Source organism: Roseateles sp. (genome assembly GCF_036486225.1).
Classification (GTDB): domain Bacteria; phylum Pseudomonadota; class Gammaproteobacteria; order Burkholderiales; family Burkholderiaceae_C; genus Roseateles.
The window spans coordinates 1-18,775 of sequence record NZ_DASVNZ010000055.1 but is presented as its reverse complement, the minus strand read 5'-3'; the positions used below and the strand labels follow the sequence as shown (position 1 = coordinate 18,775).

General features: G+C 69.0%; 13 protein-coding genes. 5 read left to right on the top strand and 8 right to left on the bottom strand.

The genetic code is table 11. From position 1 onward, the window contains the following. Positions 1-92: 92 nt before the first annotated feature. Both VF536_RS04525 and VF536_RS04520 read right to left on the bottom strand, forming a co-directional pair. On the bottom strand, positions 93-779 hold the full coding sequence (locus VF536_RS04525; RefSeq protein ID WP_331613612.1) for a riboflavin synthase subunit alpha: 687 nt from the start codon (positions 777-779) through the stop codon (positions 93-95). A 13-nt stretch (positions 780-792) separates the two neighbouring features. Further along, positions 793-1,158, bottom strand: coding sequence for an ArsC family reductase (locus VF536_RS04520; RefSeq protein ID WP_331613611.1), 366 nt, complete (start codon positions 1,156-1,158; stop codon positions 793-795). A gap of 58 nt (positions 1,159-1,216) precedes the next feature. On the opposite strand from VF536_RS04520, the gene aat reads away from it, so the two are divergent. The 5 genes from aat (at position 1,217) to VF536_RS04495 (ending at position 8,787) form a co-directional block, all read left to right on the top strand. Then, positions 1,217-1,987: a leucyl/phenylalanyl-tRNA--protein transferase gene (gene aat / locus VF536_RS04515; RefSeq protein WP_331613613.1), complete on the top strand. Its 771-nt coding sequence runs from the start codon at positions 1,217-1,219 to the stop codon at positions 1,985-1,987. A 19-nt stretch (positions 1,988-2,006) separates the two neighbouring features. Then, on the top strand, positions 2,007-2,732 hold the full coding sequence (locus VF536_RS04510) for an arginyltransferase (protein ID WP_331613610.1): 726 nt from the start codon (positions 2,007-2,009) through the stop codon (positions 2,730-2,732). A 656-nt stretch (positions 2,733-3,388) separates the two neighbouring features. Then, positions 3,389-5,995, top strand: a complete 2,607-nt coding sequence (locus VF536_RS04505; protein ID WP_331613608.1) for a chitinase C-terminal domain-containing protein — start codon at positions 3,389-3,391, stop codon at positions 5,993-5,995. A 57-nt stretch (positions 5,996-6,052) separates the two neighbouring features. Continuing rightward, entirely contained in the window at positions 6,053-8,095 is a 2,043-nt protein-coding gene (locus tag VF536_RS04500; protein ID WP_331613607.1) for a glycosyl hydrolase family 18 protein, read from the top strand. Between the two features lie 182 nt (positions 8,096-8,277). Further along, a complete protein-coding gene (locus VF536_RS04495) occupies positions 8,278-8,787 on the top strand; it encodes a hypothetical protein (RefSeq protein ID WP_331613606.1) in 510 nt (169 codons plus the stop codon). Here VF536_RS04495 and VF536_RS04490 read toward each other — a convergent pair. From VF536_RS04490 to VF536_RS04465, 6 genes are all read right to left on the bottom strand, one after another. Then, a complete protein-coding gene (locus tag VF536_RS04490; protein WP_331613605.1) occupies positions 8,784-9,185 on the bottom strand; it encodes a VOC family protein in 402 nt (133 codons plus the stop codon). The genes VF536_RS04495 and VF536_RS04490 overlap by 4 nt on opposite strands. A gap of 48 nt (positions 9,186-9,233) precedes the next feature. Then, on the bottom strand, positions 9,234-10,436 hold the full coding sequence (locus tag VF536_RS04485; RefSeq protein ID WP_331613604.1) for a cation:proton antiporter: 1,203 nt from the start codon (positions 10,434-10,436) through the stop codon (positions 9,234-9,236). A 181-nt stretch (positions 10,437-10,617) separates the two neighbouring features. Then, a complete protein-coding gene (malQ, locus tag VF536_RS04480) occupies positions 10,618-12,141 on the bottom strand; it encodes a 4-alpha-glucanotransferase (RefSeq protein WP_331613603.1) in 1,524 nt (507 codons plus the stop codon). Between the two features lie 31 nt (positions 12,142-12,172). Then, positions 12,173-14,356 carry a glycogen debranching protein GlgX gene (gene glgX / locus VF536_RS04475; protein WP_331613602.1) on the bottom strand — a complete coding sequence of 728 codons (2,184 nt, stop codon included), beginning with the start codon at positions 14,354-14,356 and terminating at the stop codon, positions 12,173-12,175. 41 nt (positions 14,357-14,397) lie between these two features. Next, positions 14,398-16,377, bottom strand: coding sequence for a 1,4-alpha-glucan branching protein GlgB (glgB, locus tag VF536_RS04470; protein ID WP_331613601.1), 1,980 nt, complete (start codon positions 16,375-16,377; stop codon positions 14,398-14,400). Positions 16,378-16,401: 24 nt separating this feature from the next. Then, the coding region (locus VF536_RS04465) for a glycogen/starch/alpha-glucan phosphorylase (protein ID WP_331613600.1) at positions 16,402-18,775 on the bottom strand (2,374 nt) is incomplete at its 5' end.

Below are 18,775 nucleotides of genomic sequence, written 5' to 3'. Positions count from 1 at the left end.
TCAGCGGGTGGCGTCCGCGCGCGGGCGCAGCCCGCCGCCGCGATGACTTAGGTCATCTGGTGTTGTAGGGATGGCGAATCCAAGGGCTTGGACTATGCGTCGAGGTCCAGGCCCCGCTCCTGCGCGAACAGCTTCAGCGCCGGCATCAGCGCGCCGATCTTCTCGGCGACGGCATCGCGGACGGTGTCCACCATCACCTGCGTCTGGCGCTCGATCTCGATGTGCAGCGGCGCGCCCTCGCCCTTGTCGGCGAAGGTGGTCATGCGCAGCGTCTCGGGGATCAGCCAGACCTCGAACCAGCCCGAGCCGTCGGCGTGGCGGCCGGCCTCGGCCACCGTCAGGCTGGCGCCGTTCACCGCGATGTAGCCCTTGGCGAAGATGTAGCGCATCCACGGCGCCGGCACCGCGATGCGGATCACATGGTTGTTGGCGGGGCGGCGGATCGCTTCCACCTTTGCCATGAAGTCGACGTGGCCCGACAGCGGATGGCCGCCGATCTCGGCGCCCTCCTTCGCGGCGCGCTCGACGTTGAGCCGGCCGCCGACGCCGAGCTGGCCCAGCGCCGTGAGGTTCAAGCTCTGGAGCATCACGTCGAAGTCGGCCTCGTGATCCCCTTTCAGGGCGGTGACCGTCAGGCAGACGCCGTCGCAGGCGACGGACGCGCCGATCTCCAGGTCCTGGCAGAAGCCTTCGGGGAAGTCGAGGGTGAAGCTGCGCAGCCCCTCCTTGTCGGTGATGGCGGCGACCTGTGCGATGCCTTGAACGATGCCGGTGAACATGGCGGGCCTCCGATCAGCGCTGAGCCGCTTGAGCAGCGTGCGACGCGAACAGTTCGGGCGAGAACCCCAGGCTCAGCGTGCCGTCGTTCCATTCGACGACGGGGCGCTTGATGACGCTCGGCTGCTCGACCATCAGCGCCGCGGCGCTGGCCGCGTCCGTCACGCCGGCCTTGGCGCCGTCGTCCAGCTTGCGCCAGGTCGTGCCGGCGCGGTTCAGCACCTTGTCCCAGCCGAGTTCACTCATCCACTGCGGCAGTTTCGCCGCGGGCACGCCCTGCTTCTTGTAGTCGTGGAACTGGTACGCGAGGCCCTGCTCGTCGAGCCAGGCGCGGGCGCGCTTCACGGTGTCGCAGTTGGGGATGCCGTAGAGGGTGATCATGGGAACGAGGGGGGCGCCAGCGGGCGTGGAAGGAAGGCGGCACGCTACCATGAAGCGGATGATCCCCTGGCTCGACGATGACTCTCTGGACTTCCCGCCGACCCGCCGCGCGCTGGGGCCGCGCAGCGATGCCCCGGGGCTGCTCGCGGCCGGCGGCGACCTGAGACCCGCCCGGTTGCGCGCGGCCTACGCGCGGGGGATCTTCCCCTGGTACGGGGAAGGCCAGCCCATCCTCTGGTGGACCACCGACCCGCGCATGGTCCTGCGGACGGCGGACTTCAAGCTCTCGCGCTCGCTGCGCAAGACGGTCGCGAAGTTCATCCGCACGCCGGGCTGCGAGATCCGCGTCGACCACGCCGCCGAGACCGTGCTCAAGGCCTGCGCCAGCACCTCGCGCGACGGCCAGGACGGCACCTGGATCGTGCCCGAGATGCAGGAGGCCTACCTGCGCCTGGCGCGCGAGGGCACGGTGCATTCGGTCGAGACCTGGATGGACGGCGAACTCGCCGGCGGGCTGTACGGCGTCAACCTTGGCCGGATGTTCTTCGGCGAATCGATGTTCATGCGCAGGACCGACGCCTCCAAGATCGCGCTGGCCGCGCTGATCTGCCTGTGCCGGGAGTTCGACATCCCCTGGATCGACTGCCAGCAGCAGACGGCGCACCTTGCTTCGCTGGGCGCGGCGCCGGTCGCGCGCGACGCGTTCGAGGCGCATCTCGCCGCGCACACCGGCCTGCCTTCGCCCGGAGATTGGTCCTATCATCCGCGGCTGTGGGCCCATCTGGGCCTGACCGACGCGCAGAACGACGCCCCGAACGACCCGCCCTGAGCCACCGAGCCCTGAGCCCGTGACGCACCCCAAGGAACTCCCGCTGGCCGAGCTGCAGTTCTATGCGACTGCACCCTACCCCTGCAGCTACCTGAGCGACCGCCAGGCGCGCTCGCAGGTCGCCACGCCCAGCCATCTGATCCACGCCGACGCGTATTCGAGCCTGGTGGCCGCCGGCTTCCGGCGCAGCGGCATGTTCACTTACCGCCCCTACTGCGACGGCTGCAAGGCCTGCGTGCCGATGCGCATCCCGGTGGCGGACTTCCATCCCAACCGCAGCCAGCGCCGCGCCTGGACGCAGCACCAGGCGCTGCAGGCCCGCGTCATGAGACTGGGCTACAGCGACGAGCACTACCAGCTCTACCTGCGCTACCAGGCCGGCAGACACAGCGGCGGCGGCATGGACCACGACAGCGTCGACCAGTACACGCAGTTCCTTTTGCAGAGCCGGGTGAACTCCCGCCTCGTGGAGTTCCGGGAGCCCGACGGCGCGCTCAAGATGGTCTCCATCCTGGACATCCTGGGCGACGGGCTGTCGGCGGTCTACACCTTCTACGAGCCCGAGGCCAACGTCAGCTACGGCACCTACAACGTGCTGTGGCAGCTGCGCCAGACCCGCGACCTGAGCCTGCCGCATCTCTACCTGGGCTACTGGATCGCCCAGAGCGACAAGATGGCCTACAAGGCCCGCTTCCTGCCGCACGAGCTGCTGCGCGACGGGCACTGGTCGCGCATCGAGCGCTGAGCATTCCCGCCCTGTCGCGCCCGGTCGGGAGACCGCGCATGGCAAGAATTGGTCCCACACTGGTTTTTTCTCACGACCGTTCTGGTCGTACCGGTTTTCCCTTTGATTTGCATCAATTGACGTCCATACACGTCGTTGACGACATCATTACGACACGTTACGCAGGTCCTGCGGGTTAACCTGAATGATGTGGACGCTAGTGGTATCTACATTGCATACCACTATGAGATCAGCAGCGGTATTGGTCTCCTAGACGCCGCGGTTGCAAACCGCACGCCGTCCGACGGGATCACCCCGCGGACCGCACGTCGACCAGCAAGGGAGTGACTGCCATGTCTGCACGCGCCTTTCTCCGTACCGCCGACCGCGTCGCCGGGCCCATCCCGGCCGCGGCGCCGCTGACCCGCCCCGCTGCCCCCGAGTGGCCGGCCTGACGTCCGTCTGAGCCGGTCCCGGCGGCCGAGCCCGAGCGGCCGCCGCCTTCGCCGGTTGAACCGACCGGCGCTTTTTCTTCGCGAGCCCTGACCGTTCCCGCCGCGCTGCCACCGCAGTCGCCCGGCGCGGCGGCGCTCATCCCTGCCCTCCCTGTTTTCTCCCCCGCAGTTCCCGAAGACGCGATTCGACGTCGACAACGACAACACCTCAGGAGCCCCCCGATGAGACAACGTCCCTGCGCCCGACCCCATCCGATGCTGCCGTGGCTGATGCCGATGGTGCTGGCCTTCGCCGGCACATCGGCGATGGCCTACGACTGCACCGGCGTCGCCGACTGGAACGCCGCCACCGCGTACAGCGGCAACGCGATCGTCAAGCAGACCAGCACGGCCTACCAGGCGAAGTGGTGGACGCAGAACAACCCGCCGGCGACGAACTCCGGGCAGTGGGACGTGTGGAAGGTGCTGGGCGCCTGTGACGGCGGCGGCGGTGGCGGCACGAACAAGCCGCCGACGGTGGCGCTGAGCTCGCCGACCGCGGGCACCTCACCCACGGCGGGCGACGTGGTGACGCTGGCCGCGACCGCCGCCGACAGCGATGGCACCGTCGCCAAGGTCGGCTTCTACGTCAACGGCGCGCTGGTCGCCGAGGACACCACCGCGCCGTTCAGCGTGAGCTGGACCGCGCGCGCCGGCGTGGCCGACATCACCGCCCGCGCCACCGACGACAAGGGCGCGACGACCGACACCGCCGCGCTGCGCATCACCGTGCGGGGCCAGGTCACCGGCGACGAGCGCTGCCGGCCTGAAGGCCTGACGACCACCGCCGGCACCGCGCCCGCCTACTGCAAGGTCTACGACGACCAGGGCCGCGAGAAGATGGGCGCCGACAAGCCGCGCCGCATCATCGGCTACTTCACCAGTTGGCGCACCGGCAAGACCGGCCAGCCCGCCTTCCTCGCGCACCAGATCCCGTGGGGTCAGGTCACGCACATCAACTATGCGTTCGCGCATGTGGACGCAGCCAACAAGCTCTCGGTCGGCAACACCGCCGACGCGACCAACCCCGCCACCGGCCTGACCTGGCCCGGCATCGCGGGCGCGGAGATGGATCCGGCCTATGCCTACAAGGGCCACTTCAACCTGCTCAACAAGTTCAAGAAGCAGTACCCCAACGTCAAGACGCTGATCTCGGTCGGCGGCTGGGCCGAGACGGGCGGCTTCTACACGATGACGACCAACGCGGACGGCTCGACCAACACGGCCGGCATCAACGCGTTCGCCGATTCGGCGGTGGCCTTCCTGCGGCAGTACGGGTTCGACGGCGTCGACATCGACTACGAGTACCCGACCAGCATGAACAACGCCGGCAACCCGGTGGACTTCGCCATCAGCAACGCCCGTCGCGGCGCGCTGATGAAGAACTACGTCGTGCTGATGCGCACCCTGCGCGCGAAGCTGGACACGGCCAGCCAGGCCGACGCCCGCCACTACATGCTCACGATCGCGGCGCCCTCCTCCGCCTACCTGCTGCGCGGGATGGAGGCCTTCCAGGTCACGCAGTACCTGGACTACGTGAACATCATGAGCTACGACCTGCACGGGGCGTGGAACCAGTTCGTCGGCCCGAACGCGGCGCTGTACGACGACGGCAAGGATGCGGAACTCACCGCGTGGAGCTACTACACCGCCACGCAGTACGCGCGCATCGGCTACCTGAACACCGACTGGGCCTACCACTACTTCCGCGGCGCGATGCCGGCGGGCCGCATCAACATCGGCGTGCCGTACTACACCCGGGGCTGGCAAGGGGTGACCGGCGGCACCAACGGGTTGTGGGGTCAGGCGGCCCTGCCTGACCAGAGCAAGTGCCCGGCCGGCACCGGCGGCGGCACCGTGCAGAAGTGCGGCAACGGCGCGGTCGGCATCGACAACCTCTGGCACGACCTGGACGTCTCCGACAAGGAAGTCCCCGCGGGCTCCAACCCGATGTGGCACGCGATGAACCTGGCCTCGGGCCGCGCGGGCAGCTACCTCGCCGCCTACGGCCTGAATCCGGCCACCAACCCGGCCGACCAGCTGACCGGCACCTACGTGCGCAACTACGACGCGACGCTGGTGGCGCCGTGGCTGTGGAACGCGCAGAAGAAGGTCTTCATCAGCACCGAGGACGAGCAGTCGCTGGGCGTGAAGGCGCAGTACGTGGCCGACCGCGGCATCGGCGGCGTGATGTTCTGGGAGTTCGCCGGCGACTACGCCTTCGACACCGCGCGCAACGAGTACTTCATCGGCAACACGCTGACGAACACGCTCTACAACAAGCTGAAGACCGCGCCGGCCTACGGCAACCGCCTCACCTCGGCGGCACTGCCGGCGGAGACGCTGGACATCGGCTACGCGCTGGGCGGCTTCGCGCTGGGCGACAGCAACTACCCGATCACGCCCAAGCTCACGCTGACCAACAACAGCACGACCACGCTGCCCGGCGGCACGGAGTTCCAGTTCGACGTCCCCACCGCGATCCCCTCGACGGTGACGGACCAGAGCGGCTTCGGTCTGACCGTGATCAGCAACGGTTCCAACCCCGCGGGCAACAACGTCGGCGGACTGAAGAACGACTTCCACCGCGCCAGCTTCAAGCTGCCGTCGTGGCAAAGCCTGGCCCCCGGCGCCAGCGTGACGCTGACGATCAACTACTTCCTGCCGTCGACGATGCCCAGCAACTGGACCGTCACCGTCAACGGCCGCAGCTACGCGCTGGCGCAGGAAGCGCGCCGCGGCGCGGTGCCGGCCGCCGCTGCGGCAGCCAAGACCTCGGCGGCGCGTTGATGCGCGCCGCCGCCAAGAACCTCCCCACCACCACCCTTTGACCCACAGGAGTTCGACATGAAGAGACAGATGGTCCGCCTCGGCGGAATCGCGATGGCCGCTGCGATGGCCGCCGGCACCGCCCACGCCTACGACTGCACCAACGTGCCCGAATGGTCGGCATCCGCCACCTACACCGGCACCTCCAACAGCTTCGCCAAGCAGGGCAACGTCGCCTACCAGGCCAAGTGGTGGACGCAGAACGAGGCGCCCTCCACCCACTCCGGCCAGTGGGACGTGTGGAAGTCGCTGGGCGCCTGCACCGGCGGCGGCACCGACACCACGCCGCCGACCGTGCCTTCGGGCCTGAGTTCCAGCGGCATCACCAGCAGCAGCATCACGCTGAGCTGGGGCGCCTCGACCGACGCCGGCTCCGGCGTCAACAACTACGAGCTGCTGCGCGGCGGCTCGCTGATCGCGTCGCCGACGGCGACCACGTACACCGACTCCGGCCTGTCGGCGGGGACCTCGTACAGCTACCAGGTGCGCGCCAAGGACAAGGCGGGCAACGTCTCCGGCCTGAGCAGCACGCTGCTGACCAGCACCGCCAGCAACGGCACCTGCGCGTCCGCGCCGGCCACGCCGTCGGGCCTGAGCTCGCCGTCCAAGAGCGCCACCAGCGTCAACCTGGCCTGGAACGCCGTCGCCGCCGGTCCGAACTGCACGGTGCAGTACCGCGTCAACCAGGGCGCGACGCAGGTCGCACAGGGCGCGGCCACCAGCGCCAGCGTCACCAACCTGAGCGCCAACACGAACTACACGTTCACGGTGTCGGCCTTCAACCAGGCCGGTTCCTCGCAGCCGTCGGCGCCGATCACGGTCAAGACCGACACGCAGAGCGCCGGCGACAAGGTGCTGCTGGGCTACTTCGCGCAGTGGGGCATCTACGGCCGCAACTACCACGTGAAGAACATCGACACCAGCGGCTCCGCGGCCAACCTGACGCACATCAACTACGCGTTCGGCAACGTCCGCAACAACGTCTGCGAAGTCGGCAAGATCATCCCGAGCAACGAGTCCACCGGTGAAGGCGGCGACGCCTTCGCCGACTACGGCAAGTCCTACGGCGCCGACCTCAGCGTCGACGGCGTGGCCGACACCTGGGACCAGCCGCTGCGCGGCAGCTGGAACCAGCTCAAGAAGCTCAAGGCCAAGTACCCCAAGATCAAGGTGCTGATCTCGCTGGGCGGCTGGACCTGGTCGCGCGGCTTCTCGAGCGCGGCGCGTCCGGAGAACCGCGTCAACTTCGTCAAGAGCTGCGTGGACGCCTACATCAAGGGCAACGTGCCGGTGACGGACGGCGCGGGCGGCACGGGCGCGGCGGCCGGCGTGTTCGACGGCATCGACCTCGACTGGGAATACCCGAACGCCTGCGGCCTGGCCTGCGGCACGGCCGAGGACCGCGCGAACTTCACCGGCCTGCTGGCCGAGTTCCGCAAGCAGCTGGACGCGGTGCGTCCGGGCCTGCTGCTGTCGATCGCGTCGGGCGCGGGCGTGGACAAGGTGCGGGCCTATGACCCGGACCAGATCCATCCGTACCTGAACTTCATCAACGTGATGACGTACGACTTCCACGGCGGTTGGGACACGATCACCGGGTTCCACTCGGCGCTGTACGCGCCGGCGAACGACCCGTCCACGGGTGACGTGAAGAAGTACAACACCAACGACGCGATGCAGGCCTTCCTGGACAAGGGCGTCCCGGCCTCGAAGCTGAACGTCGGCATCGGCTTCTACGGCCGCGGCTGGACCAACGTCCCCAACGTCAACAACGGCCTGTACCAGAGCGGCACGCCGGCGCCGGGCACCTACGAGGCGGGCAACGAGGACTACAAGGTCCTGAAGAACCTGCAGGGCTACACCAGCCGGGTCGACGACGTCAGCAAGGCGCAGTGGATCTACAACGGCTCGACCTTCTGGAGCTTCGACACCCCGGCCACGATCGCCATCAAGATGGCTTACGTGAAGTCCAAGGGCTTCGGCGGCGCGTTCTTCTGGGAGTTCTCGGGTGACGATCCGACGGCCTCGCTGTCCAAGGCGATGGGCGCTGGCCTGAAGTAAGGCCACCTTCCCCCGAAGGGTGCCCAAGAGCCCCCGCGCGGTCCTCCGCGCGGGGGCTTTTTCCTTGATGCGCCCCTCCTGCCAGCGCGTGGCAGCTACCCCCAAGGATCGCGATTGAATACTGTACGTTCATCCAGTATTCTCATCTTCCATTCAGTCGCCGAGCCACCGAGGAACCCGTCATGCGCCGCTACGAAGTCATCCTGGAACGAGTCATGGTCCCCTACCACCAGCGCGAGCTGGCCTGCGTCATCGCCACACAGGTGCTCGACGCCCGCCTGGGCGGTCCCGCAGGGGTGGTGGATGCGTTCAACGCCGCGAGCGCGGTGACGGGCGGCGATACGCGCTGGGCCATCCCGGAGTCCGCCTCCCGGGCCGACGTCGCCGCGGTGAAGCGCTGGCGCCGCGCCACGGAGGCCGCGCTCGACGCCATCGAACAAGGCTTCGCGCACGTCTTCGTGGGCATGTCGGCGCAGGACATCGCGCTGGCCCGCGCCGATGAATTCCTCAGCATCGTGCCCCACACGATGGAGGCGCCGGCGCGCCTGCTGTCCGAGGCCCGCGTCGGCCTGCCGTGGTCGGCGACGGCCGCGGTCATGGTCAGCGCGGCGGCCCAGGCCGCGATCGTGCCGCCGGCCGCCATGCTGATGCACATGCCGACCCTGGCGCACGCGGCGATGCTGGCGCGTTAGGAAGCCTCCGCGAGTTCCGAGATCTCGATGAGGTTGAGGTCGGGATCGCGCACGTAGACCGAGCGGATCTTGCCCGTCGCGCCGGTGCGCATCACCGGGCCTTCGACGATGGCGACCTGCAGCGCGTCGAGGCGCTCGATCACCTGCGCCAGCGGCACGGACGCGATGAAGCACAGGTCCAGCGCGCCCGGCACCGGCGTATGCGCCTTGGGCTCGAACTCACGGCCCTTCACATGCAGGTTGATCTTCTGCGCGCCGAAGACGAAGGCCTGGCGCGTGACCGGCGGCGTGCCGCCGGTGAAGCGCTCCAGCCGCATGCCGAGCACCTCGGTGTAGAAGCGGATGCAGTCCGCTTCATGGGCCGTGGTGAGGACCAGGTGGTCGAGGTGATCGATCAAGGCGGGCTCCCGTCGTGCGACAACGCCGGGATTCTGCCCGCCCGACCGTCAACTCGCGCGGAACACCAGTTCCTTGATCCGCGCCAGCCGCGGCGCCACGACGGGCACGGTCAGCATCGTCGACCCCACGGCCATCAGCAGCAGCGCGGTGAAGGTCTCGCTGGTGATGATCTGCTTGTCCAGCAGCACGTTGGCGAAGATGATCATGATCAGCGCCTTGGTCTGCAGCAGCCAGCCGATGATGCCGGCCTCGCCGGGCGCCCATCGCAGGATTCGTCCCGCCAGATGCGTGCCCAGCAGCTTGCCGCTGACCGACGCCGCCAGCAGCAGCGCCGCCGCGGCGAACACCGCGCCCCCCTCCAGCCCCCACTGCGTGCGCAGGCCCGTGCTGAGGAAGAAGACCGGCATGATCACCAGCAGCACGTGATGGCGCAGCGCGTCCATCTGCTCCTGGTCGAACCACTCGGCGTCCATCACGACGCCGGCCAGGAACGCGCCGACCATGTAGTGCAACCCCGACCAGTCCGCGCCGAACGCGATGACCGCCAGCCAGATCAGGCCCACGTACCAGCGGTCCCGCGCAGGGATCGCGCGCATCAGCCGCCGGAACAGCAGCGTCGCCACGGCGAACGCGGCCAGGAACATCACCTGCTTGCCCACGCGCGACCAGTCCATCAGGATGATCGCCAGCACGGCCCAGATGAGGATGTCGTCCAGGCTGGCGTAGCGCAGGATGCGCTGGCCGATCGGCTGACGCAGGATCTCGAGCTTTTCCATCAGGAGGATGAGGATGGGCAGCGCCGTCACCGCGCAGGCCATGCCGACGCCGACGACGAACTGCCAGGTGTGCGCCTTCGGGCCCATCCATTGCGAGCCCGTGCCCAGCAGCACCACCGCGGCCGCCGCCCCCAGGGCCATCGGCACGCCGAGCGCGAGGCCCGCGGTGATGCCGCTCTCCACGCGGTGCGCCCACATCTTCTTCAGGTCGAGCTCGATGCCGGCGATCCACACGAAGATCATCACCGCCCACCAGGCCACGCCGTTGAGCGACTGCACGACCGCCGGGTTGAAGACGAACTGGTAATACTCCGGGAAGGCCCTGCCCAGCACGCCCGGACCGAGCAGGATGCCGGTGATGATCTGCACCACGACCAGCGGCGCGAAGTAGTCCGTGCCCCCCAGGCGCCAGACCAGGTAGGGGACGGTGAAGATGATCGCCATGGCGATCAGGAAGATCTCGGTGGTGCTCATCGGCGGCTCCTCTGCGTGGTCACGCCGTCCGGTGCGCGCGAGCGCCCGTCGGGTCGGACGATCCATCGGACGATGGATCGATGACAACGTTGTCTCTCGGGAATCCGATTGTGGGGGGCAAGCCCCCGCAATCACCGCCCTCGCTTTCCCTATGCTGTTATGAAAGCGGTTTCAGAGCATTTCACTCCGGCAGTGCGGCGCCGGCAATAGGGGCTCTCCCGCTGGTAGCGGCGATCAGGCCCAGCACGCGGCCAGGCTCGGCGCCCACCATGTCCCAGGTGAAGCGCCATTCCCAGTTGCCGCCCAGGACGCCCGGGATGTTCATCCGGTGCTCGCTGCCCAGGCCGAGCACGTCCTGCAGCGGATAGACCGCCACGTTGGCCACCGAGTTCGCGCAGGCGCGGATCATGGCCCAGTGGATGTCCTGGTCGCCGGCGGGCAAGTAGGCGGCGGCGAAGGCGCGCTCGTGGGCGCCGGCCTGGTTCCACCAGCCGCGCACCGTGTCGTTGTCGTGCGTGCCGGTGTAGCAGACGGCCGCGCGTGGCCAGTTGTGCGGCAGGAACTCGTGCCCGCCGTCGCCGCCGAAGCCGAACTGCAGGATCTTCATGCCGGGGTAGTCGAGCGCGTTGCGCAGTTCGTGCACGTCGGGCGTGATGAAGCCCAGGTCCTCGGCGACGATGGGCAGCGTGCCCAGCGACTTGGCGATGGCGTCGAACAGCGCCTTGCCCGGGCCGGTCTTCCAGACGCCGCGGGTGGCGTCGGGGCTGTCGGCAGGGATCTCGTAGTAGGCGGCGAAGCCGCGGAAGTGGTCGATGCGGAACACGTCGGCCGAGCTCAGCATCCGCTTCACCCGCGCGGTCCACCAGGCGAAGTGCTCGTGGGCCATCTTGTCCCAGCGGTACATCGGATTGCCCCAGCGCTGGCCGGTGGCCGCCATCGCATCCGGCGGCACGCCGGCGACGACCGTGGTCTGGAAGTTCTCGTCGAACTCGTACAGGTCGGGGCGCGCCCAGCAGTCGGCGCTGTCGTGCGCGACGAAGATCGGCAGGTCGCCCATGATGTGGACGCCGCGCGCGTTCGCGTAGGTCTTCAGCGCGCCGACCTGGACATCGAAGCTCCATTGCACGAACTGCCAGAAGCCGACCTCGTCGGCGTACTGCTCGCGTGCGGCGAGCAGCGCGCTGGGTTCGCGGGCGGCCAGGTCGCGCGGCCATTCCCACCACGCCTGGCCATGGCGCGACGAACGGACCGCCATGAAGAGCGCGTAGTCCGGCAGCCAGTCGCGCTGGGACTCGCACCACAGCTCGTAGCTGGCGCGGTCGGCGGCAGACGCCTTCGCGAAGAAGCCGGCCGCGGCGGCGCGCAGCTGCTGCTCGCGCCACGGGAGGACCTTTGCGTACTCGACGCGCTTCGCATCGAAGCCGCCTTCCGGCAACACGGGCTGCGCGAGCCAGCCCTTCTCCACCAGCGGCTCGAAGGCCACCATCCACGGATTGCCGGCGAAGGCCGACACGCCTTGGTAGGGGCTCTCGCCGGGGCCGATCGGCGTGCTCGGCAGCCACTGCCAGATCGCCTGGCCGGCCGACTGCAGCCAGTCGACGAAGTGGAAGGCCTCGGGGCCGAAGTCGCCGGCGCCATTCGGGCCGGGCAGCGAGGTGATGTGCAGCAGCACACCGGATTGGCGCTTATTGAGGTCGATCGTCATGGTGTCGCTCGAGGGGTCAGTATTCGGAATATCAGGAATGCGTGGAAGCGGCGGAGAACAGCAGCAGCGCACGCGCCGGCGCGATGAGCGCATCCTCGCTCAACGGCGCCGGGACGAGTTCGCCGCTGCTGTCGATCAGCAGGCGCCAGGGCGAGGCGCCCTCGCGTGCCGCGGGCAGCGCGACGCGGGTCGGTGTCGCGCCGGGATTGACGATCAGCAGCAACCGTTCGCGGGGGGCGCTCAGCAGCGCGCTCAACGCGAATTGTCGATCGTCGCTCCAGTCGTGTTCGCGCATCTCGTGCCCGTCGGGATGGAACCAGCGCAGCGCGCTCGCGCCCTGCGGCGATCCAGCCGATCCAGCCGATCCAGGTTCAGTCGCGCAGCCCGCCACGGCAAACCACTCGGCATGACGCAGCAGCGGATGCGCACGCCGCAGTCGTGCCAGTTCGGCGGTGAAGGCGATCAGCGCGTCGTCGGCATTCGGCCAGTCGAGCCAGCCGATCTCATTGTCCTGGCAGTAGGCGTTGTTGTTGCCGCCCTGGCCGTTGCCGAACTCGTCGCCCGAGTACAGCATCGGCGTGCCCTGCGACAGCAGCAGCGTCGCGAGCATGCCGCGGCGGGCGCGCTCGCGGGCGTCGCGGATGGCGGGGTCGTCGGTCGGCCCTTCGACGCCGAAGTTGCCGCACAGCTCGCCGTCGCGGCCGTCGCGGTTGTTCTCGCCGTTGGCCTCGTTGTGCTTGCGGCCGTAACTGACGAGGTCGTTCAGCGTGTAGCCGTCGTGCACGGCCAGGAAGTTGATCGAGGCGAGCGGCGAGCGCTGCCCCCGTTCACCGCACGGCCCCGGCGGATGGAAGACATCGCTGGACGCGCCGAAACGCCGCGCGAACTCGCCGCGCGTGACGGCCTTGCCGTCCGGCCCGTGACCGAGCCAGAACCCGCGCGCGCCGTCGCGGAACTTGTCGTTCCACTCCATGAAGCGGCCGGGAAAACGTCCGAGCTGATAACCGTCCGGACCGGCGTCCCAGGGCTCCGCGATCAGGTGGACCTGCGACAGCAGCGGATCCTGCCGCAACGCCGTGTAGAACGCCGCCTGCGGATCGTGTCCCGCGGCCGTGCGTCCGAGCACCGGGGCGAGGTCGAAGCGGAAGCCGTCCACGCCCATCTCGCCCACCCAGAAGCGCAGCGAGTCCAGCACCAGCTGCGTCACGCGCGGATGCTCGACGTTGACGGTGTTGCCGCAGGCGGTGAGGTTCTCCATCCGCGAGGGATCGTCGGCCTGCAGCCGGTAGTAGCTCTTCTGGTCGAGCCCGCGCAGCGACAGCGTCGGGCCCCACTCGTTGCCTTCGGGGGTGTGGTTGTAGACGACGTCGAGCACCACCTCGAGCCCGGCCTCGTGCAGCGCCTGGACCATCGCGCGGAACTCGGCGACGACGGCCGTGGGGTCGTGGCGCACGGCGGCGGAGGCCAGCCGCGGATCGGGCGCGAAGAAGCCCAGCGTGTTGTAGCCCCAGTAGTTGCGCAGGCCGGTGCCGAAGAGATGCGGTTCGTCGACGGCGAACTGCACCGGCAGGAGCGACAGCGTGGTCACGCCCAGCCGCTTGAAGTGCGCGATCGACGCCGGATGCGCGAGCGCCGCATAGCTGCCGCGCAGCGCTTCCGGGATGTCCGGATGGCGCATCGAGAAGCCCTTCACATGGACTTCGTAGAGCACCACGTCCTGCGGCGCATGGCGCGGTGCACTCGCGCGCGGGCTCGGACCTGCGAGCGGCGCAGCCACGCGCGCCTTCAGCGCGGTCGCGCCGTTGTCGCGCTCGTCCAGCGCCATCGGCCCGTCGGGGTGGCCGAAGGGGTAGCCGTGGTCCTCGGGCAGGTTGCGGAACTCGCCGACGATCTCGCGCGCATACGGGTCGAGCAGCAGCTTGCCGGCGTTGAACCGATGCCCGTCGCGTGGCGCGTGCGGGCCGTGCGCGCGCAGGCCGTAGAGCTGCCCCGCCTGCACATCCGGCAGGAAGCCTGTCCACACGCCGTCGACCGGGCCGTGCAACGCATGGCGTGCGAGTTCGGTCGTGCCGGCCTCGTCGTACAGGCACACCTCCACGCGCGTCGCATGCGCCGAGAACACCGCGAAGTTGACGCCGCCGTCGCGGACGGAGGCACCCAGCGGTTCATGGCGGCCAGGCGCCAGTGATGCGGACAGGAAGGAAGGAGCGCTCATTCAGGACGTTGCTGAAGGGTCGTTGAAAGATCGTCGCCGGCTCAGGCCGGCACCAGGAAGATCGTCGCCAGCGGCGGCAGCGTCAAGGTGATGGCGGGGTTGTCGTCCGGCGCCGTGAACGGATGCGACGGATCCCGTGCGCCGACGGTGCCATCGACGGCGGCATCACTGCCGCCATAGACCGCCGCATCGGTGTTCAGCACCACGCGCCACGTCCCGCCGTGCGGCAACGGCAGCCGGTATCCGACGCGTGTGATCGGCGTGAAGTGGCTGACCGCGACGACGCTGCCCCGCTCTTCACCTTCGCCGCCGCGACGGACCCACGCCAGGACCGAGTGCTGCAGGTCGTCCTTGACCAGCCACTCGAAACCGTCGCGCTCGCCGTCCAGGCGATGCAGCGCGGGCCAATCGCGGTAGAGCCGGTTGAGGTCGCCGATCAAGCGCTGCACGCCGGCATGGCGCGGATCGTCGAGCAGGTCCCAAGGCAACGCGCGTTCGAAGTTCCACTCGTCGCGCTGCGCAAACTCCTGGCCCATGAACAGCAGCTTCTTGCCCGGATGCGCCCACATGAAGCCGAAGTACGCGCGCAGGTGGGCGAAGCGCTGCCAGTCGCCGTGCACCGCGGCGTCGCCCCCGTCATCCGATCCGCCCGGCATCTTGCGCAGCAGCGATCCCTTCCCGTGCACCACCTCGTCGTGCGACAGCGGCAGCTGGAAGTTCTCGCTGAACGCGTAGACCAAGCCGAAGCTCATCTTCTCGTGGTGCCACGAGCGGTGGATGGGCTGCTCCCGCATGTAGTGCAGCGTGTCGTTCATCCAGCCCATGTTCCACTTGTAGTGGAAGCCCAGGCCGCCGACCGAGGTCGGCGCGGACACGAGCGGGAAGGCGGTCGACTCCTCGGCGATCGTGATCACGCCGGGCGCCTCGCAGCCGAGCAGCTCGTTGAGGCGCTTGAACAGCGCGATCGCCTCGAGGTTCTCCGTGCCGCCGTGGACGTTGGGGATCCACTCGCCGTGCGGTCGCGAGTAGTCGCGGTACAGCATCGACGCGACCGCATCGACGCGCAGGCCGTCGATGCCGTAGCGCTCGGCCCAGAACAGCGCCGCGCCGCACAGGAACTGCTGCACCTGCGGCTTGCCGAAGTCGTAGATCAGCGTGTGCCAGTCGCGGTGCCAGCCCTCGCGCGGATCGGCGTATTCGTAGAGCGGCGTGCCGTCGAACTTCGCCAGGCCGTGCGGATCCTCCGGAAAATGCGCCGGCACGAAGTCGAGCAGCACGCCCAGGCCTGCCGCGTGGCACGCGTCGACGAAGCGGTGCAGCCCGTCCGGTGTGCCCAGCCGTGCGGTCGGCGCGTGCAGACCCAGCGTCTGATAGCCCCAGGAGCCGTCGAAGGGGAACTCGGTGATCGGCATCAGCTCCACATGCGTGAAGCCGAGCCCGGCCACATACGGCGGAAGCTCTCGCGCGAGGAAGTCCCAATCGGGGAACACGCCACTGCCGCCATCGCCTCCGCCTCCGCCTTCGCCTTCGCCTTCGCAAAGGCTGTGACGACGCCACGACATCGCGTGCACCTCGTACACGCTGATCGGCGCATCGCGGCGGTTGAGCGCGGCGCGCCCTTCGGGCAGCGCATGCGGCGCGGGCAGACCCTCGACGATGCTCGCGTTGTCCGGCCGCAGCTGCGCGCGGAACGCGTAGGGATCGGCCTTCAGCGGCAGGACGGTGCCGTCCGGGCCGGCGATCTCGTATTTGTAGAACTGGCCGCGCAACGCGCCCGGCACGAAGACTTCCCAGATGCCGGCGGCGTGTTCATCGCGGCGCCGCATCGGATGCACCGCGCCCGACCAGCCGTTGAAATCGCCGACGACCGCGACCCGCGACGCCCTCGGCGCCCACACGGCAAAACGGACGCCGGGCGTGCCGTCGATGTCGACGGGATGCGCGCCCAGCCACAGCCACGGTCGCGGATGCTCGCCCCGCGCGAGCAGCGCGAGGTCGGCGTCGGGCAGCAGCGTCGTCATCGGAGGAAGTCCAGGTCCCGAGCGTCAGCCCAGGCTCTTCACCGACCAGACGCGCTCGACGTATTCCTCGATCGTGCGGTCCGACGAGAACATCCCCATGCCGGCGATGTTCAGCGCCACGCGTTCGGTCCACGCGGCCTGATCGCGGAACAGCGTGTCGACCTCGCGCTGCGCGCGCAGGTAGTCGGCGAAGTCGGCCATCAGCAGGTACTGGTCCTCGCCGAGCAGCTTGTCGATCAGCGTGCGGTAGCGGCCGGGATCGCCTTGCGAGAACTCGCCGCGCGCGATCGCGTCGATGACGTCGAACAGCGCCGGGTTCTGCTCGACGACGCGACGCGGCTCATAGCCCGCACGCTTGAGCGCCTCGACCTTCTCGGTCTTCAGGCCGAAGGTGAACATGTTGCGCTCGCCGAAGGCCTGCGCCATCTCGATGTTGGCGCCGTCCCAGGTGCCGATGGTCAGCGCGCCGTTGAGCGCGAACTTCATGTTCCCGGTGCCCGACGCCTCGGTGCCGGCGGTGGAGATCTGCTCGGACAGGTCGGCGGCCGGGATGACGACTTCGGCCAGCGAGACGCCGTAGTTGGGCAGGAAGACCAGCTGGAGCTTGTCGCCCACGCGCGGGTCGGCGTCGATGACGCGGGCGACGTCGTGCGCGAGCTCGATGATGGACTTGGCCGTCACGTAGGCTGACGCGGCCTTGCCCGCGATCACCACGGTGCGCGGCACCCAGTCCGCCGTCGGGTTGGCGACGATCGCCTGGTAGCGGCTGATCACGTGGAGCAGGTTCAGCAGCTGGCGCTTGTATTCGTGGATGCGCTTGATCTGGACGTCGAACAGGCTGTCGACGTTGACCGTCACGCCGAGTTCGCGCTGGATGCGCGCGGCCAGGCGCTGCTTGTTCTCGCGCTTGACGGCGATCAGCTGCTCGCCGAGCCCGACGTCGGCGGCCAGCGGGCGGAGCCGCTCCAGTTCGTCCAGACGCTGGCGCCAGCCGGTGCCGATGCGCTCGTCCAGCAGCGCCGACAGACCCGGATTCGCCTGCTGCAACCACCGGCGCGGCGTCACGCCGTTGGTGACGTTGTGGAAGCGGCACGGGAAGATGCGCGCGTAGTCCGCGAAGATGGTCTTCACCATCAGGTCCGAATGCAGCGCCGCCACGCCGTTCACGCGGTGCGAGGCGACGATGCTCAACGCGGCCATGCGCACGCGGCGTTCGTTGCCGCGGTCGTCGCCCTCGTCGATCAGCGACACGCGGCGCAGCAGGTCGACGTCGTCGGGGAAACGCAGCTTCACGGCTTCGAGGAAGCGGTGATTGATCTCATAGACGATCTCGAGGTGGCGCGGCAGCAGCTGCTCGAACAGGCGCACCGGCCAGGTCTCCAGCGCCTCCGGCATCAGCGTGTGGTTGGTGTAGCTGACCGCCTCCCGCGTGATCGCCCAGGCCTCGTCCCAGCCCAGGCTGTGATCGTCGAGCAGCAGCCGCATCAGCTCCGCGGGCGCGAGCGCCGGATGCGTGTCGTTCAGGTGGATCGCGTTGGCGCGGCCCAGGCCCGCGAGCGAGCCGGTCTCGCGCAGGTGGCGCGCGATCAGGTCCTGCATGGAGGCGCTGACCAGGAAGAACTCCTGCTTCAAGCGCAGGCGGCGGCCGGCCTCGGTGCTGTCGTCGGGATAGAGCACCCAGTTGAGCGCATCCGCCGCGACGCGATGCGCGGCGGCGCCGGGGTGGTCGCCGCGGCAGAAGGCGGCGAAGTCGATGGGCGCCGCGGCCTGCGCGTGCCACTGACGCAAGGTCGAGACGCGCTCGCTGTGATGCGCCGGAACGATGAAGTCGTAGGCCTGCGCGATCAGGTGCTCGGTCGGCCACCAGCGGCGCGAGCCGCTGGGATCCACCTCGACGTGGCCGCCGAAGCCCACCGGGTAGCGGCACTCGGGACGCGGCACTTCCCAGGGATTGCCCAGCGCCATCCAGTCGTCGGGCGACTCGACCTGGCGCCCGTCCCGGATGCCTTGCGCGAACATGCCGTATTGATAGCGGAGTCCGTAGCCGAAGGACGGCAGGCCCAGTTCCGCGAAGGAATCGAGGAAGCAGGCCGCCAGCCGGCCGAGACCGCCGTTGCCCAGCGCCGCATCGCTTTCGCGTTCCAGCACGTCAGGCAAGGACTGACCCTCGCCGGCCTGCGCCGCGAAGGCGGCGCGCAGCGGCGCCTCCAGCTTCAGCGCCGCGAGCGCGTTGCCCAGCGCGCGGCCCATCAGGAATTCCATCGACAGGTAATGCACGCGACGCACATCGGCCAAGGCGCCGCGCGCGGCGTCTGCGGCCTGGGTCGCGGCCCAGCGCCGTTCCAGCAGCTCGCGGCAGGCGCCCGCGGCGGCGCGCATCATCGCGTGCAGGTCGGCC